The sequence below is a fragment of the Romboutsia timonensis genome (genome assembly GCF_900106845.1).
Classification (GTDB): Bacteria; Bacillota; Clostridia; order Peptostreptococcales; family Peptostreptococcaceae; genus Romboutsia; species Romboutsia timonensis.
Genome location: NZ_LT629850.1, coordinates 2,225,659 through 2,248,504, shown reverse-complemented (window position 1 = coordinate 2,248,504; position 22,846 = coordinate 2,225,659). Strand labels below are relative to the sequence as shown.

At 27.7% G+C, this 22,846-nt stretch carries 21 protein-coding genes and 1 tRNA gene; 19 read left to right on the top strand and 3 right to left on the bottom strand.

Annotation, left to right across the window (positions count from 1 at the left end; all coding sequences use genetic code 11):
- Positions 1 to 9: 9 nt before the first annotated feature.
- The 4 genes from BN7997_RS13350 to BN7997_RS13340 all read left to right on the top strand — a co-directional run bounded on the left by BN7997_RS13350 (position 10) and on the right by BN7997_RS13340 (position 2,842).
- Positions 10 to 684 carry a uracil-DNA glycosylase gene (locus BN7997_RS13350; RefSeq protein WP_071121239.1) on the top strand — a complete coding sequence of 225 codons (675 nt, stop codon included), beginning with the start codon at positions 10 to 12 and terminating at the stop codon, positions 682 to 684.
- Between the two features lie 228 nt (positions 685 to 912).
- A complete protein-coding gene (locus tag BN7997_RS13345) occupies positions 913 to 1,776 on the top strand; it encodes a 3D domain-containing protein (protein WP_071121238.1) in 864 nt (287 codons plus the stop codon).
- A 103-nt stretch (positions 1,777 to 1,879) separates the two neighbouring features.
- Positions 1,880 to 1,976: transfer RNA gene (locus BN7997_RS15685), tRNA-Sec, on the top strand.
- A 155-nt stretch (positions 1,977 to 2,131) separates the two neighbouring features.
- Positions 2,132 to 2,842, top strand: coding sequence for a tRNA threonylcarbamoyladenosine dehydratase (locus BN7997_RS13340; protein WP_071121237.1), 711 nt, complete (start codon positions 2,132 to 2,134; stop codon positions 2,840 to 2,842).
- Between the two features lie 7 nt (positions 2,843 to 2,849).
- On the opposite strand, the gene BN7997_RS13335 is transcribed toward BN7997_RS13340, so the two are convergent.
- Positions 2,850 to 3,695: a ComEC/Rec2 family competence protein gene (locus tag BN7997_RS13335; RefSeq protein WP_330020245.1), complete on the bottom strand. Its 846-nt coding sequence runs from the start codon at positions 3,693 to 3,695 to the stop codon at positions 2,850 to 2,852.
- Between the two features lie 203 nt (positions 3,696 to 3,898).
- Here BN7997_RS13335 and BN7997_RS13330 point away from each other — a divergent pair, with 203 nt between their 5' ends.
- The 4 genes from BN7997_RS13330 to holA all read left to right on the top strand — a co-directional run bounded on the left by BN7997_RS13330 (position 3,899) and on the right by holA (position 8,331).
- Positions 3,899 to 4,804: a DUF2156 domain-containing protein gene (locus tag BN7997_RS13330; protein WP_071121236.1), complete on the top strand. Its 906-nt coding sequence runs from the start codon at positions 3,899 to 3,901 to the stop codon at positions 4,802 to 4,804.
- A gap of 1 nt (position 4,805) precedes the next feature.
- Entirely contained in the window at positions 4,806 to 5,972 is a 1,167-nt protein-coding gene (locus BN7997_RS13325; protein ID WP_071121235.1) for a GNAT family N-acetyltransferase, read from the top strand.
- Positions 5,973 to 6,056: 84 nt separating this feature from the next.
- Positions 6,057 to 7,316 (top strand): ComEC/Rec2 family competence protein, encoded by a 1,260-nt coding sequence (locus BN7997_RS13320; RefSeq protein ID WP_071121234.1) that lies wholly within the window; start codon positions 6,057 to 6,059, stop codon positions 7,314 to 7,316.
- Complete coding sequence (gene holA, locus BN7997_RS13315) at positions 7,291 to 8,331, top strand: DNA polymerase III subunit delta (protein ID WP_071121233.1); 1,041 nt, start codon at positions 7,291 to 7,293, stop codon at positions 8,329 to 8,331. Before BN7997_RS13320 ends, holA begins: the two co-directional genes overlap by 26 nt.
- A gap of 107 nt (positions 8,332 to 8,438) precedes the next feature.
- Here holA and rpsT read toward each other — a convergent pair whose 3' ends face one another.
- On the bottom strand, positions 8,439 to 8,705 hold the full coding sequence (gene rpsT / locus BN7997_RS13310) for a 30S ribosomal protein S20 (protein ID WP_071121232.1): 267 nt from the start codon (positions 8,703 to 8,705) through the stop codon (positions 8,439 to 8,441).
- Positions 8,706 to 8,967: 262 nt separating this feature from the next.
- Between rpsT and gpr the strand changes: the two genes are divergently transcribed.
- The 10 genes from gpr to dnaJ all read left to right on the top strand — a co-directional run bounded on the left by gpr (position 8,968) and on the right by dnaJ (position 21,323).
- Positions 8,968 to 9,924 carry a GPR endopeptidase gene (gene gpr, locus BN7997_RS13305; protein WP_071121231.1) on the top strand — a complete coding sequence of 319 codons (957 nt, stop codon included), beginning with the start codon at positions 8,968 to 8,970 and terminating at the stop codon, positions 9,922 to 9,924.
- A gap of 11 nt (positions 9,925 to 9,935) precedes the next feature.
- Entirely contained in the window at positions 9,936 to 10,880 is a 945-nt protein-coding gene (gene spoIIP / locus BN7997_RS13300) for a stage II sporulation protein P (protein WP_071121230.1), read from the top strand.
- Positions 10,881 to 10,898: 18 nt separating this feature from the next.
- Positions 10,899 to 11,189: a hypothetical protein gene (locus BN7997_RS13295; protein ID WP_071121229.1), complete on the top strand. Its 291-nt coding sequence runs from the start codon at positions 10,899 to 10,901 to the stop codon at positions 11,187 to 11,189.
- Between the two features lie 169 nt (positions 11,190 to 11,358).
- Positions 11,359 to 13,164 carry a translation elongation factor 4 gene (gene lepA / locus BN7997_RS13290; RefSeq protein WP_071121228.1) on the top strand — a complete coding sequence of 602 codons (1,806 nt, stop codon included), beginning with the start codon at positions 11,359 to 11,361 and terminating at the stop codon, positions 13,162 to 13,164.
- Positions 13,165 to 13,329: 165 nt separating this feature from the next.
- On the top strand, positions 13,330 to 14,646 hold the full coding sequence (locus BN7997_RS13285) for an APC family permease (RefSeq protein ID WP_071121227.1): 1,317 nt from the start codon (positions 13,330 to 13,332) through the stop codon (positions 14,644 to 14,646).
- A gap of 475 nt (positions 14,647 to 15,121) precedes the next feature.
- Positions 15,122 to 16,255: a radical SAM family heme chaperone HemW gene (gene hemW, locus BN7997_RS13280; RefSeq protein WP_071121226.1), complete on the top strand. Its 1,134-nt coding sequence runs from the start codon at positions 15,122 to 15,124 to the stop codon at positions 16,253 to 16,255.
- 98 nt (positions 16,256 to 16,353) lie between these two features.
- Positions 16,354 to 17,373, top strand: a complete 1,020-nt coding sequence (gene hrcA, locus BN7997_RS13275; RefSeq protein ID WP_071121225.1) for a heat-inducible transcriptional repressor HrcA — start codon at positions 16,354 to 16,356, stop codon at positions 17,371 to 17,373.
- A gap of 18 nt (positions 17,374 to 17,391) precedes the next feature.
- On the top strand, positions 17,392 to 17,955 hold the full coding sequence (grpE, locus tag BN7997_RS13270; RefSeq protein WP_071121224.1) for a nucleotide exchange factor GrpE: 564 nt from the start codon (positions 17,392 to 17,394) through the stop codon (positions 17,953 to 17,955).
- 136 nt (positions 17,956 to 18,091) lie between these two features.
- Positions 18,092 to 19,930: a molecular chaperone DnaK gene (dnaK, locus tag BN7997_RS13265; RefSeq protein WP_071121223.1), complete on the top strand. Its 1,839-nt coding sequence runs from the start codon at positions 18,092 to 18,094 to the stop codon at positions 19,928 to 19,930.
- Positions 19,931 to 20,168: 238 nt separating this feature from the next.
- Complete coding sequence (gene dnaJ / locus BN7997_RS13260; protein ID WP_143023213.1) at positions 20,169 to 21,323, top strand: molecular chaperone DnaJ; 1,155 nt, start codon at positions 20,169 to 20,171, stop codon at positions 21,321 to 21,323.
- Between the two features lie 171 nt (positions 21,324 to 21,494).
- Here dnaJ and BN7997_RS13255 read toward each other — a convergent pair whose 3' ends face one another.
- Positions 21,495 to 22,040, bottom strand: a complete 546-nt coding sequence (locus BN7997_RS13255) for a hypothetical protein (protein ID WP_071121221.1) — start codon at positions 22,038 to 22,040, stop codon at positions 21,495 to 21,497.
- Between the two features lie 240 nt (positions 22,041 to 22,280).
- Between BN7997_RS13255 and BN7997_RS13250 the strand changes: the two genes are divergently transcribed.
- On the top strand, positions 22,281 to 22,826 hold the full coding sequence (locus BN7997_RS13250) for an NADH peroxidase (protein WP_071121220.1): 546 nt from the start codon (positions 22,281 to 22,283) through the stop codon (positions 22,824 to 22,826).
- Positions 22,827 to 22,846 lie beyond the last annotated feature (20 nt).

Here is a 22,846-nt window from a genome sequence, read left to right as displayed (position 1 = left end):
GGTGATATTATGGTCAAGCTAGGTAATGATTGGGATGAGATTTTATCTGATGAATTTGAAAAGCCATACTACTTAGAATTAAGAGAATTTCTAAAGAAAGAGTATAGGACTAAAACCATATATCCAAATATGAATAATATATTTGAAGCCTTAAAGCGTACGTCTTATAAAGATACAAAAGTATTAATATTAGGACAAGATCCATACCATGGAGAAAATCAAGCTCATGGATTGGCATTTTCGGTACAACCAAATGTAGCGATACCGCCATCGTTACTAAATATATATAAAGAGCTACAAAGTGATATTGGTTGTTTTATACCTAATAATGGATATTTGATACCTTGGTCTGATCAAGGTGTATTGCTTCTTAATACTGCATTAACAGTAAGAGCTCATGAAGCTAATTCTCATAAAGGAATAGGATGGGAAACTTTTACTGACAGAATTATAGAATTGTTGAGTGAAAGAACAGACCCTGTTATATTTGTTTTATGGGGAGCAAACGCAAGGAAGAAAACATCACTTATAGATACTAGTAAGCACTATATTTTAGAAGCTCCTCATCCAAGTCCATTATCGGCAAGAAGAGGGTTTTTTGGATGTAAGCATTTCTCTAAAATAAATGAAATATTAATTGAATTAGGTAAAAAGCCTATTGATTGGCAAATTAAGAATATATAAATAAAACAAACACAAAAAGCATAGCTTAAGCTATGCTTTTTTGTATTTATTTTATAATAAAATTAATAAATTTATACTCTATGAAAAATCAATGAAAAGCAGTTAAACACTAGATAAGCATAATACTTAAAAATTGTCAAGTTGACAAAGGGTATCAAAAAAGTTACAATTTGAACATAATATAAAATACAACGAATTAATATATATAAATTAAAGAAGGAGAGAATTATGATTATAAAAAATAATAAGATACTAAAAGTCTCGGCCATAGCCACCATATTGTCTATAGGATTATTATCAGCAGGTTATACATTAGCAAATAAAAATATAACATTAGTAGTTAAGGGAAAGGAAACGGAAATATCAACTTTAAAATCAAATGTTGAAGATGTACTAGCTGAACAAAATGTTAAATACGATAAAAATGATATAATAAGTTTACCTTTAGATCAAAAGATTTCAGATGGTGACAAAATAGAGGTTATAAAAGTTACAGAGAAGACTATAAAGGAAAATAAAGAAGTTCCTTTTGAAGTCAATATTGTAGAAGATAAAGATCTACTAAAGGGTGATACTAAAGTTGAAGTAGAAGGTCAGCCAGGAAACAATGAACTATTATATAAGATTACTTATCATAATGGTAAACAAGTAGAAAAGAAATTTATAGAAGAAGTTGTTGTAACAAAACCTGTAGATAAGGTTATAAAAAAAGGAACTAAAGTAGAACTTCAAGTTGCTTCATCGAGAGGTGAGAGTACAAGAACTAAATATACTTCTCATAGTAATAACTCATCAAAGGGTAATTCATCAAGTTCTAATTCAAATAGAAAGCATATTTCTGTTGTTGCAACAGCATATACTGGTCACTCTACAACATCAACAGGAACAACGCCTAAGTGGGGAACTATAGCAGTAGATCCTAGTGTTATACCTTATGGAACAAAGGTTTATATACCTCAATTTGGTAAAACATTTATAGCAGAAGATTGTGGTAGTGCAATAAAAGGTAATAAAATAGATATATATATGAATGATGAAGGAGCGGTTAAAAATTGGGGAAGAAAAACAATAGATATTTATATAGTTGGATAGAGTAAAGGACTTTCTCTAAAATGAGATTAGTCCTTTTAATTTTATAAAATAGTTGAAATTAGAAAATATATATGATATTATATAAAAACATAAGATTACATATGGGAGTGGATGGGTGCTGGTGTGTCCTCTAGTCTTCAAAACTAGTATGAGGAGTTAATAGCTTCTTGGGTGGGTTCGATTCCCACGCATTCCCGCCAGTTATAAGAACTCAATTGAGTTCTTTTTTTACATATAAGAATGTAATATAAAAAATAAAGTGTTAAATAATTTTAAATTTTTTATATAAAAATATAAAATAGACTTAAATAGGAAAATATAAGTTAAGATAAATATGATTTTAGGAGCGATGATAATGGAAAAAAACTTCACGACAAGAACTGGCTTAATAATAGGTGATGAAGGTATAAATAAACTTAAAAATTCTAATGTAATAGTATTTGGAGTTGGAGGAGTAGGTAGTTTTGCAGCAGAAGCTATAGCAAGAGCTGGAGTAGGTAACCTAACAATAGTTGACTTTGATGATGTGGATATAACTAATATCAATAGACAATTACCAGCATTACACTCAACAGTTGGAAAGTATAAAGTTGAGGTTATGAAAGATAGAATATTAGATATTAATCCAGATATAAATATAAAAGCTATAAGAGAAGTATATAATAAAGATACAAGTGAAAGTATCCTATGTGAAAACTACGACTATGTAGTAGATGCTATAGATATGGTAACATCTAAGATACACTTAATAGAGACTTGTAAAAATAAAGGTTTAGAAATAATAAGTTCTATGGGTATGGGGAATAAATTAGATCCTACTAAAATAGAAGTTACAGATATACATAAAACTACAATATGTCCGTTAGCAAGAGTTATGAGAAAAGAATTAAAGGATAGAAAAATAAAAAAATTAAAAGTTGTTTATTCTACAGAACAACCTAAAGAGTTAAAAAAGAAAATACTAAATGGTAAAAAAGTAACACCTGGTAGTGTATCTTTTGTTCCTTCTGTTGGAGGGCTTATAATAGCATCAGTTGTTATAAATGATTTATTAAATAAGAAGTAGAATTATTCTACTTCTTATTTAATTTGTAGTCTTTAGTTGTAAAAATAGTATCACCATCGCTGTAAAATACAACATGACCTAAAATATCTGTTCTATAAGTTAAGACATTGTTTTTTTCTAGAGTATCTAAAGTACTTCTATGTGGGTGGCCATATTGATTTTTATATCCACAGGATATGACTGCTACATCTGGACTTACTTCTTCTATAAATTCAGAAGTAGTAGAAGAACTACTTCCATGATGCCCTACCTTAAGAAAATCTATATCATTAAGCTCATAAGAATTTATAATACTCATTTCATTACTAGCTTCAGCATCTCCAGTGAATAAAAAGGATTTATTTTTATAATCTATTCTAAATACTATAGAATTAAGGTTATTTTCTTCTTGGATATAAGAAGGAGCAAGTACTGTTAAATTTATATTATCTTCTATATTAATAAAATCTCCTTCTTTTAGATATTGTAAGTTTAAGTTTTTATTTACGCAAGAGCTAATTAAATTTTGATAGGATACGGTATCTGATTCATAGTTAGGAGCATATATATTTGATACATTAAATTTATCTATTATATTATCTAGCCCACCAATATGATCAGAGTCAAAGTGTGTAGCTATTATATAATCTATTCTTTTTACATTTTGCTTTTTTAAATAGCTAGATACTATATTATGGCTATTATCATCACCACCATCAATTAATATATTTTTGGAGTTAGGGGTTTGTATTAAGATGCTGTCTCCTTGTCCTACATCTATCGTATGTATAGACAAATAGTTATTTTTGCCAGATGGAATTAAAAGTGATATTATAATAATTATTAGAATATAAGTTAAAAATAACTTTTTCAATAAATTACCTCCGTTCATTATATGTTTATAAATAAATAATATGGGTAACATAAATTAGTAATGTAAACTATCTTATATTCTAAGCAATAAGATGTAAGATAATTCAATAGATAACAATAATATTGAAACTTTTAAGATTATAGTATCGTTTTTATATATTAAATTATTAAGAAATAAATTTAAGAAAGGGTTTAAGAGTATATATGAAATTTAAAGAAATAACCATAGATTCAATAAAAGAGCTACAACCATATTTTGATTTAGTAGATTACGAAGCTTGTGAATACTGTTTTACTACATTATATATGTGGCAACATGTATATAAAACAGGATATGTTATATGTGATGATTTCGCAGTTATAATGGCAGAATATGAGGGGAATAGTTTTTCTATATTACCTTTAGCTAAAAAAGAAAAGTTACCACAAGCTATGGACTTTATTATAAGATACTTCAAAGATAGTAACAAAAAAATATGTTTTAGAGGGATAACAAAAGAAGTAGTAGATATTTTACAAGAGAATTATCCAGGTAAATTTGAATACATAGAGGAAAGAGATTTATTTGATTATGTATATGATGGTGAAAGTTTAAGAGTCTTAGGTGGAAGAAAAAATCAGAAGAAGAGAAATCATATAAATGCATTTTTAAAAGACTATGAAGGCAGATATAAGTATAGAATTCTTGATGAGGAAGACTTTGAAGATTGCTTAAATTTACTAAAAGAATGGACTGTAAATAAAGAAGAAAATAATGAATTTGATGAAGGTATGGATGATGAATCTGTAGGAATCAAGAAAATATTTAATAATTATGACTACTTAAAAGATAGATTAAAGATAGCGGGTATATATGTAGATGGTAAATTAGAAGCCTTTACTATGGGTGAACTTATAAATTCTAATATGGCATTAATTCATATAGAAAAAGCTAATCCGAATATAAGAGGATTATATCCTTACATAAATCAACAATTTATATTAAATGAATTTGAAAATGTAGAGTTTGTAAATAGAGAAGAAGACTTAGGAATACCTGGACTTAGAAAAGCTAAACTTTCTTATCATCCTGTTAAATTTGTTGAGAAATACACTGTTAGGGAGAACTAATATGAATATGAGATATGCTAAAGAAGAAGAAATAGATGATATTAAAGAAATCTGGAATTATTGTTTTAATGATGAAGAAAGCTTTGTTAATTATTACTTCAATAATAAGTATGACAATAATAATACCATTGTAGCATGTGAAGATAAAGATATTGTATCTTCTCTTCAATTAAACCAATATAAAATAAAGTTAGATGGTAAAGAATATGAAACATCATATGTTGTAGGTGTATCTACATTTCCTCAAGTAAGAGGAAGAGGGTATATGAAAAAAATTATGGAATACTCTCTTAATGAACTTTATAAAAGAAATCAATTAGTATCAATACTTATGCCTATCGATTATAGATTGTATAGAAAATATGGGTATGAGCATTGTTATGATCAATTAGAATACTCTATAAATATAGAAGATTTAAAGAACTTTAATTTATTAGGTAGGCTATACAAAGCAAGTGAAAAACATATCGATGATTTAATTGATATAAATAATTTATTTTTATCAGATGTAAATGGTAATACAGTTAGAGACAAAGAATATTATATAAATTTATTCAAAGAAGTTGAAAGCGAAAATGGTCATATATATGTTTATAAAGATGGTTCATATAAAGGGTATATAATATATTTCTTAAATGGAGACAGTATGTTTGTTAGAGAACTATTTTATAAAGATTTAGACTCATTAAAATCTATATTAAAGTTTATTTATAATCACAATACCCAATGTAAGAAAGTAATTATATCAGCCCCTGTAAATGATAAAATAAGATTTGTTTTAGAAAATCCTAAAACTATAGATATTAAAGTAAAGCCATTTATTATGGGTAGAGTTATAAATGTAGAAGAATACCTTAATAGATTAACAATCAATGATGATATAGAGATAAGCGCGAATGTATTTATAGAAGATAAATTTATAAAAGAAAATAATGGCACTTTCAATATAAAGATAAAAGATAAAAAAGTTGAAGCTAAAAAAATAAAAGGGGAATGTGATTTACATTTGAGTATTAATACGTTTACTCAGTTGGCATTTTCTTATATAGATATAAAAGAAGCTATGATTTTAAATAATATAAATAAAAATGAAAAAAATAAAGGAGCAATAGATTTATTTGAAATATTGTTTAATAAAAAAGAAAACTATATAAATGAGTATGTTTAAAGGATATCAATTTTGATATCCTTTATTTTGTTTAAGAAGTGATAGTTTTGAAGATACTTAAAGTAAATTGTTTTTGGAGGAATTATGAGAAGACCATTTTTAATAATTTTTATTATATTATTAATAGTATCTTTTATATACACTAATACTAATGCAATTAATACAGATTATGGCAATGAAGATATAGAGATTATAGGTATAGTAAAATATAAAAAAGAAAAAGAAAGATATAATGAATACATAGTTGGAAAATTTGTTGTTAGAGATTATACCAAATATAAAAAAATTAAAGTTGGTAGTGAAATAAAGCTAACAGGAAAGTTTAAAGATTTAAATAAAATGTCATATGAAAGTTTTGATTATGGCAGATATCTAAGGAGTATGGGATATAAAGGTTTAATATATTTAAAAGATTATAGTATTGTAGGAAATAATTTAATGTATGAGTATATTTATAAAGCAAAATCTTATATAAGCAATACAATAAGGTATTTATATAAAACAAACTCAGATTTTATAAATTCTATGATGTTAGGGCAGAAAGATGATTTATCACAAAATGAAAAACTAATGTTTACTAGAACTGGTACCAGCCATATTATAGCAATTTCAGGGCTTCATACAGGCATACTTTCAGGATTGATAATATTTATGATGGGAAAAATTAATAAGATTTATAAATTAATAGTTTTATCTACTATGATGTTTATTTACTCAGCTATGGTTGGTAATTCACCTTCAATAATAAGAGCTATAATGTTTATGATATCACTGTATTTAAGTTTTTTCTTAGATAGGAAGATGGATAAAATATCAACACTATCCTTTATAGGTATATTATTTGTAATAAATAATCCATACATAATATATAATATAAGTTTTCAATTGTCTTTTCTTGCAACATTGTCTATAATATATTTCTATGGTTATATAAATAATAAATTGAATATAAAAATAATTTCATTAACTTTGTCTGCAAATATATTAACAATACCAATAATATACTATAATTTTGAAGGTATACCTTTAGTTTCTATTTTGGGTAACATAATTATAGTTCCATTTGTAGGTATTATTATATATTTAGCTATGTTAAGTTTAATATTGTTCAATATAAATATATATATATCAAGTATAGTGGTGCATATTAATAGATTTATCTTAGAAACTATATATGTATTATTAGAAAGAATAAGTAATTTAGATTTTGCTTATATTGTTATAGAAGAACCTAAATTATACTATGTAATTATTTATTATATAGTAGTATTTTTATATATGATTTATAAAGAAGCAAAAACTATAAAGGAGCAATCACATGAACTACAAGGATATTATAAATGATATAAAAAATAGAAATATAAAAAATACTTACCTTTTTTATGGGAAAGAATATTATTTAATAGAGAATGCTATAAAAGAGATTAAATTAACTTTAAATGATGGAATGATAGATTTTAACTTAGATATTATAGATGGGAGAGAAATAGCTTTAGACCAACTTATAAGTTCTATAGAGACACTTCCATTTATGGATGATAGAAAGATTGTTATATTAAAAGATTTTGAATTATTAAAAGGTAAAAAGAAAAACTTTAGTGATGAAGATGAAAAATACTTTACAGAATATATAGATAATATACCTCAAACTACTACTTTGGTGTTTATTGTATATGGAGATATAGACAAACGAAAATCATTAGTTAAAAAGATAAGTAAAAATGGAATAGTATTTAATTGTGATAAATTATCAGATATGGATCTATTTAAATGGGTAAAGAAAAAATTTGATAATAAGAATGTTTTAATAGATAATGCTCAAATTATGTACTTTATAAACCAAGAAGGTTACTTAGATAAAAGTAGTGAAAAGACTTTGTCTGACTTAGAAAATGAAATAAATAAAATTAGTTCATTTGTAGGTAAAGAAAATAAAGTAACAAATGAAATAATAGATCAACTTTCTCAGAAAAAGGTAGAAAATGATATATTTAAACTTATTGATTATATAGGACAGAAAAATTCATCTGATGCTATGAAAATTTTAAATGATATGCTTTATGAAGGAGAGTCTGTATTTGGGATCTTTTCTATGATAGCAAGACAGTTTAAAGTTATTATGCAAGTTAGACAATTACAAATACAAGGTCATAGCTCTAAGGGTATAGCAGAAAGGCTTAAATTACATCCTTTTGTTGTAGGAAAAGCATTAAAACAAACTAAAAACTTTTCCGATGAAATTATAATAGATATACTAAATTCTATACTGGAAAGTGATTTTAAAATAAAAAATGGATTAGTAAGAGATACCTTATCAATAGAAATGTTAATAAGTAAATACTGCAAAAAAGGAAATTAAAAAATCTTAGTAAGTAAATACTAAGATTTTTTAATTTAATTAATATATATAAAATAAAAACCCTTGATATTATCAAGGGTTAGTATCTATTCATAAGAAACGGATAATTAAGCGTTCATTCCGTTTAACTTTTGAGCTAATTTAGCAACTTTTCTAGATGCTGCATTCTTGTGTATAGTTCCTTTAGAAGCTACTTGGTATATCTTCTTTTGAGCAAATTGGAACTTAGCAACAGCCTCTTCTCTGTTTCCAGCTGCAACAGCTTCTTCGAATCTTCTTATTGCAGTTTTTAATTGAGATTTTCTAGCTCTATTTAAAGCAGTTTTCTTTTCGATAACTCTTATTCTTTTCTTAGCTGATTTTATGTTTGCCACGCGGTTCACCCCCTCGTTTATTTTATTATATTCATCGTCAACATATTAGATTTTAACAGAAATAAAATCAAAAATCAAGGATAAATATTTATAAGTTTTATTATTATTTCTTTTTTTATTTTAAGTTATATATTACATAAAGATAATATACAATGTGAGTGTCAAATATTCAATAACTTACAAATTTATTTATTACTGTTATAAAATACTAAAATTTGTTAAGAATTATAAATAGTATTTAATTAATACATGGAGGGTAAATATGTTTAATATAAGAACTGACTTAGCATTAGAAGCAAAAGAAATATATGAAAACGACCAAAAATCCACAGAGATACCTGGAGTAAAGGTAAAAAATAAAGATTTAGAAAACTGTAAAGTATCGATAGTTGAGGTTATAGATGAACAAGGGTCTAAAATAATGAACAAGGGTATAGGAAAATATGTTACATTAGAAAGTAATCTTATGAAATTTGATGATGATGAATCTAGAGAAGAAATGATTACATATTTAAAAGATGAATTAGTAGAAATACTAGGAAGTGATAAAACTAAAAAAACTTTAGTAATAGGACTTGGTAACTGGAATATAACATCAGATGCATTAGGACCTAAAAGTGTATCTAAAACATTAGTTACAAGACACATATTTAAAAACTACAATAAAGATTATGATGATGATTTTACTGAAGTATCAGCTTTAAGTCCAGGTGTTATGGGAATTACAGGTTTAGAAACTAGTGAGACTGTAAAATCAATAGTAGATATGATAAAACCTGATAGGGTAATTGCAATAGATGCATTAGCATCAAGAAAGATGGAAAGAGTGAATTCAACTATACAAATATCTACAGCTGGAATATCTCCAGGCGGAGGTGTTGGAAATAAAAGAAAAGCATTAAATAAAGATTATTTAGGTGTTGATGTAATAGCTATAGGAGTACCGACTGTGGTAGATGCAGCTACATTAACTAGTGATGTATTAGATTTAGCCATAGATAATTTAATTAGTCAATCAAATGAAGGTGAAAATTTTTACAATATGTTAAAACAACTTAAGGAAGATGAGAAGTATCATCTTATAAAGGAGTCGTTAGATCCATATGATAAAAATTTAATAGTAACACCGAAAGACATAGATGAAACTATAGAAAATTTATCGATAATAATAAGCGAAGGATTAAATAGATCTCTCCATCCAGGTAGGATAACCAATTAAGGAGGAAAAGTATGTTGAGAAAAACTAAGAAGGTTATAAGTTTATTATGTGCTTTAATTTTTATTTTACCAACTTTATCTTATAGTATGGATAAGGAAGAATTTCTTAAATTTTTAATAGAGTCATCTTATCCAGAGTCGAGTACAAAGGATGATAATTCAAAAGAAGAAAAAGATAAAGAAGATAAAACTGCTAATAAAGAAGAAGATTATATAAAAGTTCACATAGGAGAAGAAAATATTCCTACATTAAACAGTAACTCTAATAATAAAGAAAATATATCTGTAGCATCTAGTGAATATAAAAATGATATAAGAATAACTAAAGAAAATCCTACTATGTTAATATATCACTCTCATTCAGGGGAAACTTATTCAGATTCTCCAGAAGGGAATTATCATTCACAAAATAATAGAGATAAATCAGTACTTGAGGTTGGAACACTATTGACAGAACAATTAAGTAAAAAAGGTTGGGGAATTGTGCATAGTACAAAATACCATGATTATCCAGATTTTACTAAGTCTTATATAAGTAGTTTAGAAACTGTAAAATCAATGCTAAATAACCATAAAAGTATAAATATAGCTATAGATTTACATAGAGATGGAAGGGATCTTAAGACTGATGCTGATATACAAAAAGAGCATGAAAGGATGTCAACAACTTATAAGGGTGAAAAAGTAGCTAAATTCTTTTTTGTTGTAGGTATGAAAAATCCGAATGTAGATGAAGTAAAAGCTTTAGCTGAGGATATAACTAAATTTGCTCAAAGTAAATACCCTGAATTGGTTTTACCTATAGTAAAGAGGCAATATGGTAAATTCAATCAATATATGGCCCAAAATCATATGCTTATAGAAATAGGAAGTAATGGAACTAGTTCAGATGAAGCAAAAGCATCTGTAAAATATGTAGCAGAAATTTTAGATGAATATTTTAAGCAAAATAGATAATAGTCTAGGAGATTAAGTATGAGTAGACTAGAAAAAAAGATTAATAAAAAATTAAAAAGAAGAAAAATTAGGGTTGTATTTAAAGTTTTATTTATTCTAGCTATGATTACAAATTTAAGTATATGTATATTTATAATAGATAAAAGTGCAAAAGATATGTTAGGAACTGATGCATATCTTTTAAATTCTTTTATAGATGATATAAATATGGATGATATTAAAGTTAATATTGGTGAAAAAATAAATGAAATATATAAAGCTAAGGATAAAATAATAAAACTATATAATGATAATAAAAATAAGACTTAAATATTTAAGTCTTATTTTTACTATTAAGAAGTTTTAAATATTTAATATATAAATAGGAGAGAATTATATAAGAAAAATAAGTTTTTGGTTTTATAACATAACGGTTATTTACATAAAAGGGGATATATTATAAAATAAAAGTTATGATAATAAAAAAGGAGGAACCAAGGTGGACAATAAACAAAGTAGAACTAGGAATTTTAGTATAATAGCACATATAGATCACGGTAAGTCTACCTTAGCTGATAGATTAATACAAAAAACTGGGCTTGTTAGTGAAAGAGAAATGAAAGATCAGTTATTAGATAATATGGATCTTGAAAGAGAAAGAGGAATCACTATAAAGCTTCAAAATATAAGATTAGTATATAAGGCTAAGGATGGAAATGAGTATTTCTTAAATCTTATAGATACTCCAGGTCATGTAGACTTTAACTATGAAGTATCAAGAAGTTTAGCAGCTTGTGAGGGGGCATTACTAGTAGTTGATGCTGCTCAAGGTGTTGAAGCTCAAACATTAGCTAACGTCTATTTAGCACTAGATCAAGACTTAGAAATTTTACCTGTTATAAATAAAATAGATCTTCCAAGTGCAAGACCTGATGAAATAAAAACGGAAATAGAAGATATAATAGGGCTTGATGCAAGTGATGCTCCACTTATATCTGCTAAAAGTGGATTAAATATAGAAGATGTACTAGAAGCTATAGTAGAAAAAGTACCTGCTCCAACAGGAGATAAAGAAGCTCCTTTAAAAGCGTTAATATTTGACTCTTATTATGATGCATATAAAGGTGTTGTAGCTTACGTTAGAATATTTGAAGGTAGCGTAAAAAAAGGTATGACTATAAAAATGATGAATACTAACAAAAAGTTTGAAGTAACAGAAGTTGGTGTAATGGCTCCGGGACAAAGAGAGCTTGATGAATTATCTGCTGGAGATGTTGGATACATAGCAGCAAGTATAAAAGATATAAGAAGTTGTCAAGTTGGGGATACTATAACAGATGCTAATAACCCAACTGATGAACCTATGGCAGGATATAAAAAAGCAACTCCAATGGTTTACTGTGGTATATATCCAGGTGAAGGTGAAAAATATGAAAATGTAAGAGATGCACTTGAAAAAATGCAAATAAATGATGCTGCACTTGAATTTGAAGCTGAAACTTCAGCTGCTTTAGGATTTGGATTTAGATGTGGATTCTTAGGACTTTTACACATGGAAATAATACAGGAAAGATTAGAGAGAGAATATGATCTTAACTTAGTAACAACAGCTCCATCTGTTATATACAGAGTAACTAAAAATGATGGTGAAGTAGTAATGATACAAAATCCAACTAACTTACCTGAACCAAGTGAAATAAGAATGATAGAAGAGCCTATAGTTAAAGGAGACATAATAGTTCCTAAAGATTACGTAGGTACAGTTATGGAACTATGTCAAGAAAGACGTGGAACAATGATAAATATGGAGTATATAGATGAAAAGAGAGTTATGCTTCATTATGATTTACCTTTAAATGAGGTCGTATATGATTTCTTTGATGCATTAAAATCAAGAACTAGAGGATATGGATCATTAGATTATGAAGTTAAGGGATATGTTCCTTCAACTCTAGTTAAATTAGATATATTAATAAATAAAGAACAAGTAGATGCACTTAGCTTTATAGTTCATGAATCTCGTGCTTACTCAAGAGGTAAAGCTATGTGTGAAAAACTTAAAAATGAAATACCAAGACATCAGTTTGCAGTACCTATACAAGCAGCTGTTGGTAATAAGGTAATAGCTAGAGAAACTATAAGTGCACTTAGAAAAGATGTTCTTGCTAAGTGTTACGGAGGAGATATATCTCGTAAGAAGAAGCTTCTTGAAAAGCAAAAAGAAGGTAAGAAACGTATGAGACAAATCGGATCTGTTGAAGTTCCTCAAAAAGCATTTATGTCAGTGTTAAAATTAGATGAATAAAATATAGAAAAGACTTAAGTTTAAAACTTAGGTCTTTTTTTGTTAAAAATATACTACCAAGTAGATAAGAAAAGTAAATTTTAATATTTAAATAGAAAGTGGGAATGATAATATTATAAAACCAGTTAAGTACTAAATAATATAAATGACATAAGGAGGAACTTAATGAATAATGAACTTAAAAAAACGTTAGGTTTATCAGCAGCACTTTCAACAGTAATAGGAGTAGTTATAGGTTCAGGAGTATTTTTTAAACCTCAAGCTATATATACAGCAACTAATGGTGGTCCAGGACTTGGAATGATAGCATGGGTAATAGGAGGTATTATAACAATAACAGCAGGTTTAACAGCAGCAGAAGTATCAGCTGCAATACCAAAGACAGGCGGTATGATGGTATATATTGAAGAGATTTATGGTAAGAAACTAGGCTTCTTAACTGGTTGGATGCAAACTGTACTATTTTTTCCAGGAACTATAGCAGCTTTAGGAGTAATATTTGCAAAACAAATACTTGAATTACTAGGGTATAATCCAGATTCGAATATGATGATGGTTTTAGTTATAGCTATAGTAACAATATTATTTATAGCATTTTTAAATACAGTAGGATCATCTTTTGGAGGAGTAATACAAACTGTAGCTACGATTGGTAAACTTGTACCATTAATAGTTATCATAATATTTGGATTTATAAAAGGTAATGGAAATCCTATACTTCAACCTTTAGTTGGACCTGGCGCAACAGTAACAGGAGCATTAGGACAAGTATTAATAGCAACATTATTTGCATATGATGGTTGGATAAATGTTGGAGCATTAGCTGGAGAAATGAAAGATCCAGGTAAAGATTTACCAAAAGCAATAGTTGGAGGTATATCTATAGTAATGGCAGTATATATAGTTATAAACTTAGCATATCTATGGGTTGCACCAGCTTCAGAATTAGCACAAGCCACAGCACCAGCTGCACTTGTTGCACAAAGAATTTTTGGTAATATAGGCGGTAAAATTGTAACAGTAGGTATACTAATATCAGTATTTGGAGCACTTAATGGATATTTACTAACAGGTCCAAGGGTAGCTTATACATTAGCAGTCAAAAAAACATTACCAGCAAGTGATTCTTTAGCTAAGTTAAATAAAGGTGGAGTGCCTGCCAATTCTATTTGGTTAATAGCTGTTTTAGCATCAATATATGCTTTAACAGGACAATTTAACTTACTAACTGATTTAACTGTTTTTACAATCTGGATATTCTATGTGCTAACATTTATAGGAGTTATTAAGCTTCGTAAGGATAGACCTGAATTACAAAGACCATATAAAGTACCTTTATATCCAATTATACCAGCTATAGCAATAATAGGAGGTTTATTTGTTATAATAAATCAATTGTTAACAGCTACATTAATTGCTTTAGGAGGTATAATAATAACATTAATAGGTATACCAGTATATTCAATTACAAGTAAAAAATAATAGAAATCAAGAAAAGGAATTTGTAGATTTATGCAAATTCCTTTTCTTGATTTTTATTATAAAAATTAGGATATCTTAGCTATCTTCGTTATAAATATGGCATAAAACAACCATACAGTAGAAATTTCAATATATTGGGCTCTAAGGTATGGTTACTTTTACAACTTACTATAAACTGTCCAGATATATTAAAATTGTAACTTTCATTTTATATTGGTTCACTATTTATAATGATATCTATATTTCAAAATACTTTTTAACTTTCTTTATAATAATAGACATAGGATAAATGAATACTAATAAGAATATAAGCGGTTAAATGTTTAAGTATCTTATATTAATACATAAACTTAAAGACTTTTTGATTAAATTATTTAAAATAGTGCTTATAATTTATACATTTGAAGAATATAAGAAGTGTAAAAAATAAAAATATTGGTATAATATAAGAGAATAAATGGATAAGGAGAAATAAATGTTAGGATTATATGTACATGTTCCATTTTGTGCTCAAAAATGTAACTATTGTGATTTTAACTCTTACAAAATAGAAGAGAAAAATCAGAAAAAAGACTACTTAATAAGCATTAAAAAAGAAATGGAATTATATAAAGAAGAATTTAAAAACAAAGAATTTACTAGTGTATTTTTAGGTGGAGGTACTCCTAGTATCCTAACTCCTGAGGAGTTAACTATTCTTATTGAAAATATATATAGTAATTTTAATATAAAAAGAGATGCTGAAATAACTATGGAATGTAATCCAGGAACTTTAAATAAAGTAAAATTAAAGGCTATAAAATCATTAGGTATAAATAGGTTAAGTATGGGACTTCAAGTCACTCAAGACCATCATTTAAAGTATATAGGTAGAATACATACATATGAACAATTTGAAAAAAATTATAAGGATGCAATAGAGGTAGGAATAGATAATATAAATGTTGACCTAATGTATTCACTTCCAAATCAATCATTTGATGAATGGAAAGAGACTTTAAATAAAATAATAAATTTAAATCCGTCACATATATCTGCTTACTCACTTATATTAGAAGAGGGAACTAAGTTTTACGATATGTATCTAAATAAAGAATTTGAACTTAATGATGAAGAAGTTGATATAAGTATATATAACTATACGATAGATACATTATATAAGAACGGATATCATCAATATGAAATATCTAATTATGCAAAAGAAGGATATGAATGCAAACATAATATAGTATATTGGAAATGTGATAACTATTTGGGCTTAGGGCCAGGAGCATCAGGTTATATAAATAATTATAGATATAGTAATATTTGTGATATAAAAGAGTATAATAAATGTTTAGAGTATAATAAAAAACCGATAGAAGAAAAAAATGTATTAAGTAAAAAAGATGAAATGGAAGAATTTATATTTATGGGGCTTAGAATGAACGAGGGTATTAATTTGGATGAATTTTATGAAAAGTTTAATGTGAATTTTAAGCATAAATATAATAATATTTTAGACAAATTAAAGAATTTAAACTTAATTATAGAGCAAAATAATAATATAGCTTTAACACAAAGAGGAAGAGAATTATCTAATACAGTATTTATAGAATTTATAGATTAGTCAAAAACTATTGACAATGCTAAAAAATAATGATATATAATATATATAATCTTTTTAGCACTCGGATTTAATGAGTGCTAACAGCGAGGAGGCATGAAATGAAACTAAACGAAAGAAAACTAAATATCCTCAAAGCTATAGTTAAAGATTATATAGAAACTGCCGAAGCGGTAGGATCTAGAACAATATCTAAAAAACATGATTTAGGAATTAGTGCTGCTACTATAAGAAATGAAATGGCTGATTTGGAAGAGTTAGGATATCTTATACAGCCCCATACTTCTGCAGGAAGAGTTCCGTCAGAAAAAGGATATAAGTTATATGTAGATATGCTTATGGGTAAAAGTGAATTAAGTAATGAAGAAAAAAAACTTATTCAAGATTGCATACAAAATAATGTAAGCCATATAAAAGACTTAATTCAAGAAACATCAAAGTTATTATCTCAGTTAACTAATTATACAACAGTAGCTGTAGCTAAAAGTTTAAACCATAAAAATGTTATAAAGCACATACAATTAGTAAGTATAGATGAGAATAAAATACTACTTATTGTTGTAACTAATAACGGTGATATTAAAAAGGCAGATTTAACTAGTGATATTTATCTAGATCAATCCAAATTAAATATAATTTCTGACAATCTAACTAGAAAACTATTAGGTAAAAGTATAGTAGAGATAGATGAAAGATTAATTGCATTTATAAAGTATGAAATAGGTGAATATTCTAATTTAATAGATGGACTTATAGATGCTCTTAACTATAATATGTCTGAAGAAGAAGCTGTATTTTCTTTAAATGGAGCAACTAATATATTTAATTATCCAGAATTTAATGACATAATAAAAGCTAAATCTTTTTTAAATATGATAGAAAAAAAAGAGACAATAGATAGTATGTTAAAATCAAAAGGAATACAAAAGGATAATGTAAATATAATAATAGGTAGTGATAACGATCTTGAATTAGCTAAAGATTGTAGTATAGTTACAGCAACATACAATATTGATAAGGACTTAGTAGGAAAGATAAGCTTTATAGGTCCAACAAGAATGGATTATGCAAGGATTTATGCAATAGTAAATTATATTAATTTATTATTTAATAAAAAATAAATTGAGGGGTGCAGTGTATTGGAACATAAGGATACTGTCTTAGAAGAAGAAATAGTTAAAGATGATGCTCAAGAAGAAGTAGTTGAGAATGAAGAAACTACTGAAGAGAATCAAGAGAATGTAGTTGATATAGAAGATAAACTTGAAGAAAAAAAATTAAGAGATGAAATGGATGCTCTTAATGATCAATATAAAAGACTTCAAGCAGAATATGCAAACTATAGAAGAAGAACTCAACAAGAAAAAGAAACTATAGGTATATTTGCTAATGAAAAAATATTAAATGAATTAATACCTGTTATAGATAGTATGGAAAGAGCATTAGAAGCTTGCACAGATAAAGAAGATACTATGTTTAAAGGTGTAGAGCTAGTTTATAAGCAATTAAAAGATATGATAACAAAGTTTGGTGTGGAAGAAATTGAAGCACAAGATGCTGATTTTGATCCTAACTTACATTTAGCAGTAATGCAAGAGAGTGTAGATGGAGTTGAGCCAAATAAAGTTGTTATGGTACTTCAAAAAGGATATAAACTAGGAAATAAAGTATTAAGAGCAAGTATGGTTAAGGTTTCTTGTTAATTAAACCTAAAACTTCATTTTAATGAAGAATAAATATAAAAATTTGCTTAATTAAAAATTAAGTAATAAAAATTTATAAAAGCAAATAAATCAATTAATTAATAGATTTATATATAGATATAGGAGGAAAAGTATTATGTCAAAAGTAATAGGAATAGATTTAGGAACAACTAACTCTTGTGTTGCAGTACTTGAAGGTGGAGAACCACAAGTAATAACAAATGCAGAAGGTATGAGAACTACTCCATCAGTAGTAGCTTTCACTAAAGATGGTGATAGAATAGTAGGAGAACCTGCAAAAAGACAAGCAGTTACAAATGCAGATAGAACAATAATATCTATAAAAACTCACATGGGAACAGATTACAAAGTTGATATAGATGGTAAAGCATATACTCCACAAGAAATATCAGCTATAACTTTACAAAAATTAAAAGCTGATGCAGAAGCTTACTTAGGTCAACCAGTTAAAGAAGCTGTTATAACAGTTCCAGCATACTTTACAGATGCTCAAAGACAAGCAACTAAAGATGCAGGTAGAATAGCTGGTCTTGATGTTAAGAGAATAATAAATGAACCAACAGCAGCAGCTCTTGCTTATGGTTTAGATAAATTAGATCAAGAAAAGAAAGTATTAGTATTTGACTTAGGTGGAGGAACATTCGACGTTTCTATACTTGAAATAGGAGATGGAACATTTGAAGTTTTAGCTACTGCAGGTAACAACAGACTTGGTGGAGATGACTTTGACCAAGTATTAATAGATTACTTAGCTGAAGAATTCAAGAAAACTGAAGGTGTTGACTTAAGAAATGATAAGATGGCTCTTCAAAGATTAAAAGAAGCTGCTGAAAAGGCTAAGAAAGAGTTATCATCAACAATGACAACTAACGTAAACTTACCTTTCATAACAGCTACTGCTGAAGGTCCAAAACACTTAACAATAGATATAACTAGAGCTAAATTTGATGAGTTAACTGCTCATTTAGTAGAAAAAACTATGGAACCAACAAGAAGAGCATTACAAGATGCTGGTCTTTCTACATCTGATATAGATGATGTATTATTAGTTGGTGGATCAACAAGAATACCAGCTGTTCAAGAAGCTGTTAAGAAGTTTATAGGAAAAGAACCACACAAAGGTATAAACCCAGATGAATGTGTTGCTGCAGGTGCTGCTATACAAGCTGGTGTTTTAACTGGAGAAGTTAATGATTTATTACTTCTTGATGTTACTCCATTATCTTTAGGTATAGAAACTATGGGTAACGTAATGACTAAGATAATAGAAAGAAATACAACAATACCAACTAAGAAATCACAAGTATTCTCAACTGCTGCAGATAACCAAACTGCTGTTGATATACATGTACTTCAAGGTGAAAGAAGTATGTCTTATGACAATACAACTTTAGGTAGATTCCAATTAACTGATATACCACCAGCACCAAGAGGAATACCTCAAATAGAAGTTACTTTCGATATAGATGCTAACGGTATAGTTCACGTTACTGCTAAAGATTTAGGAACTGGAAAAGAACAAAAAGTAACTATAACTTCAGGAACTAACTTAAGTGAAGAAGAAATAGAAAGAAAAGTAAAAGAAGCTGAAATGAATGCAGAAGCTGATAAACAAAAGAAAGATAGAATAGAAGCATTAAATCAAGCTGACTCTACTATATACCAAACAGAAAAAACATTAAATGAACTTGGTGATAAAGTAAGTGCTGATGATAAATCTCAAATAGAATCTGCAATAGCTGAATTAAAAGCTGTTAAAGAAAAAGAAAGTGCTACTGCTGAAGAAATCAAAAAAGCTATGGACGAAGTAATGAACAAGTTCCATAAGATATCTGAGCAAATGTATCAACAAGCTCAAGCTGAGCAACAAGCAAATGCTGGTCAAGAACAAGCTGGACCACAAGATGATAATATAGTTGATGCTGATTTTACAGAAGTAAATGATGAAAAATAGGCTACAAATATAGACATATTTGTATATAATTAATATATAAGAAAAGAGTATCTTTTCATAAGCATTGTATCATTAATAATGAAATTGAATGCTTAAAATAATGATAATAGCTTGTAGTATTGATATTCTACAAGCTATGTTTTTGTTTAAGCAACGGATATATCCGTGGTGGGAACAAGGATATATCGTTGGCGATATGAGCGAAGCGAGTTTTTGTAAATTTAAGGTGGTGACAAAATTGAGTACTAAAAGAGATTATTATGAGGTATTAGGTGTAGACAAAAATGCTGATGAACAAGCGATAAAAAAGGCATATAGAAAGCTAGCTATGAAATACCATCCAGATAGAAATCCAGATAATAAAGAAGCAGAAGAAAAATTCAAAGAAGTAAATGAAGCATATGAAGTGCTATCTGATGCAACTAAAAGACAAAACTATGACCAATTTGGACATGAAGGTGTAAATGGCCAAGGAGGCTTTGGTGGATTCGGAGGCCAAGGTTTTAGCGGTGGCGGATTTGAAGATATGTTTGGAGATATATTCGGTGATATATTTGGAGGAGGTTTTGGCGGTGGCTCAAGACCTAGAAGAAGAGGTCCAGAACGTGGAGAGGATATAAGACAAACTGTAAATATAAGTTTTGAAGAAGCAGCATTTGGTAAAAAAGCATCTATAAAAGTAAATAGAAGTGAAGAATGTAGTGAATGTCATGGTAGTGGAGCAAAACCTGGAACATCTAAAAAAACTTGTCCTACATGTCATGGTCAAGGGGAAGTTAGAACAGTACAAAGAACTCCATTTGGTAATATAGCAAGTTCAAGAACTTGTTCAACTTGTGGTGGAGATGGAGAAGTTTTAGAAACCCCATGTCCTAAGTGTTCAGGTAAAGGAAGCGTTAGAAAGGTAAAAACTATAGAAGTAGATATACCAGCAGGTATTGATGATGGTCAAATGATCAAACTAGGAGGACAAGGTGAAGTTGGAAGTAAGGGTGGTCCAAGAGGAGATTTATATATAGTTGTAAATGTAAAACCTCATTCATTATTTACTAGAGATGGATTTGACATATACTTTGAAATGCCTATAACATTTAGTCAAGCTGCACTAGGTGATGAAATAGAAGTTCCAACTTTAGATGGTAAGGTTAAATATACTATTCCAGAAGGAACTCAAACAGGAACTGTATTTAGATTAAGAGAAAAAGGAATTCCAAAACTTAGAGGAAACTCTAGAGGAGATCAATATGTAAAAGTTATAGTTGATACTCCTAAGAAACTAAATGAAAAGCAAAAAGACCTTTTAAGACAATTTGCTGCAGAATGTGGTGAAGAAGTTCATGAAAAAAAGAGCTCTTTTGGAAAAAAGATAGAAAATCTATTTAAGAAAAAGTAAAGAAAAGTTCTAGGAGATTATCCTAGAACTTTTTTACGCTTAAGGATATTATAATATTTTAAAAATGTGGATAACTTCTGAATGTAAGTAATATCAATCAACTGGTTTTGAGCGTAAAAAAGATTTTGAGCAACGGACGAAGTCGTTGGCGACATGAGCGAAGCGAATTTTTTATATAGAAGAAATAGCTATGGATTGAATTTGGGTAAATATAGCCTGTGATAAATCGTTTAAATCTTCTTGTTTTATTATATTCATATCTCTTAATGATAAAAATGTTATAAATGCATTTAAAGCTACATTTTCATATATATTAAAATATAAATTCTTATTTTCTAAATAGTCTTTTTTTCTTATAGATTCATTTATAAGAGATAGCTCATCTATTGTTGCAAACATAACAGCTTTAACTGTAGTAGACTCAATATTACTATTTTTTAGAGATGAAAACTTCTTATAAGAAAAATTATTAAACTCATTTAATATTTTATGTAACTCATCTTTACTTTTATTTTTTAGTTCATTTTTAGTTTGATAAGATAAAAAATCATATTTTTCTTTTATATGATCAAACCTAGAATTATGGTAGTTTAATAGTGTTTTTAATTTTCTATTATCCTTTATTTCATTCTCATCATCCTTAAGATGCCAAGATTTATATTTATCAGATATTTTACTAATATCACCAAATAATTTTAATGATTCAACTCTAGACATAATAATTTCCCCCTTATGCTTTATTGTACTTACTAATAATAATAGTATAAATTATTCGATAAATGTAATAAATATTTAGTTTAATATGAAAATCTTAGTAGTATTTTAATCATTAAATGTAATATGAATAGAAATAAATATTATATAGATATAAACTACTTTAATAAAAACTGTGAATAGAAATTTTATTTATACTAATAATAACTATGTATAAATAAACATATTATTTGAGGTGATTTTATGAAAAAATACATATGTACAGTTTGTGGATATATACATGAAGGTGATGCACCACCAGAAGTCTGTCCAATTTGTAAAGTAGGAGCAGATAAGTTTGAAGAAGTTCAAGGTGAAATGCAATGGGCAGATGAACATAGAATTGGAGTAGCAAGAGATATAGATAAAGATATAATAGAAGGCTTAAGAGCAAACTTTGTAGGAGAATGTACTGAAGTTGGTATGTATTTAGCTATGGCTCGCCAAGCTGACAGAGAAGGATATCCAGAAGTCGCAGAAGCTTATACAAGAATAGCATATGAAGAAGCAGAACATGCTGCAAAATTTGCAGAAATGTTAGGTGAGGTTGTTATGCATGATACTAAATCAAACTTATCAGCTAGAGTTGAAGCTGAGTTTGGTGCTTGCTCAGGTAAAAAAGAATTAGCAGGACTAGCTAAAAAACATAATTTAGATGCAATACATGATACTGTTCATGAAATGTGTAAAGATGAAGCTAGACATGGTAGAGCTTTTAAAGGTTTACTAGATAGATATTTTACTAAATAAATATAAAAATATAGGAGGTA

Excerpts from the sequence above, each read along its gene's own strand:
- dnaK (WP_071121223.1), top strand. The coding sequence starts at position 18,092 with ATGTCAAAAGTAATAGGAATAGATTTAGGAACAACTAACTCTTGTGTT.
- BN7997_RS13325 (WP_071121235.1), top strand. The coding sequence starts at position 4,806 with ATGAATATGAGATATGCTAAAGAAGAAGAAATAGATGATATTAAAGAA.
- BN7997_RS13330 (WP_071121236.1), top strand. The coding sequence starts at position 3,899 with ATGAAATTTAAAGAAATAACCATAGATTCAATAAAAGAGCTACAACCA.
- BN7997_RS13340 (WP_071121237.1), top strand. The coding sequence starts at position 2,132 with ATGGAAAAAAACTTCACGACAAGAACTGGCTTAATAATAGGTGATGAA.
- spoIIP (WP_071121230.1), top strand. The coding sequence starts at position 9,936 with ATGTTGAGAAAAACTAAGAAGGTTATAAGTTTATTATGTGCTTTAATT.
- holA (WP_071121233.1), top strand. The coding sequence starts at position 7,291 with ATGAACTACAAGGATATTATAAATGATATAAAAAATAGAAATATAAAA.
- BN7997_RS13320 (WP_071121234.1), top strand. The coding sequence starts at position 6,057 with ATGAGAAGACCATTTTTAATAATTTTTATTATATTATTAATAGTATCT.
- BN7997_RS13350 (WP_071121239.1), top strand. The coding sequence starts at position 10 with ATGGTCAAGCTAGGTAATGATTGGGATGAGATTTTATCTGATGAATTT.
- BN7997_RS13295 (WP_071121229.1), top strand. The coding sequence starts at position 10,899 with ATGAGTAGACTAGAAAAAAAGATTAATAAAAAATTAAAAAGAAGAAAA.
- BN7997_RS13255 (WP_071121221.1), bottom strand. The coding sequence starts at position 22,040 with ATGTCTAGAGTTGAATCATTAAAATTATTTGGTGATATTAGTAAAATA.
- hrcA (WP_071121225.1), top strand. The coding sequence starts at position 16,354 with ATGAAACTAAACGAAAGAAAACTAAATATCCTCAAAGCTATAGTTAAA.
- hemW (WP_071121226.1), top strand. The coding sequence starts at position 15,122 with ATGTTAGGATTATATGTACATGTTCCATTTTGTGCTCAAAAATGTAAC.
- gpr (WP_071121231.1), top strand. The coding sequence starts at position 8,968 with ATGTTTAATATAAGAACTGACTTAGCATTAGAAGCAAAAGAAATATAT.
- BN7997_RS13285 (WP_071121227.1), top strand. The coding sequence starts at position 13,330 with ATGAATAATGAACTTAAAAAAACGTTAGGTTTATCAGCAGCACTTTCA.
- BN7997_RS13250 (WP_071121220.1), top strand. The coding sequence starts at position 22,281 with ATGAAAAAATACATATGTACAGTTTGTGGATATATACATGAAGGTGAT.
- BN7997_RS13345 (WP_071121238.1), top strand. The coding sequence starts at position 913 with ATGATTATAAAAAATAATAAGATACTAAAAGTCTCGGCCATAGCCACC.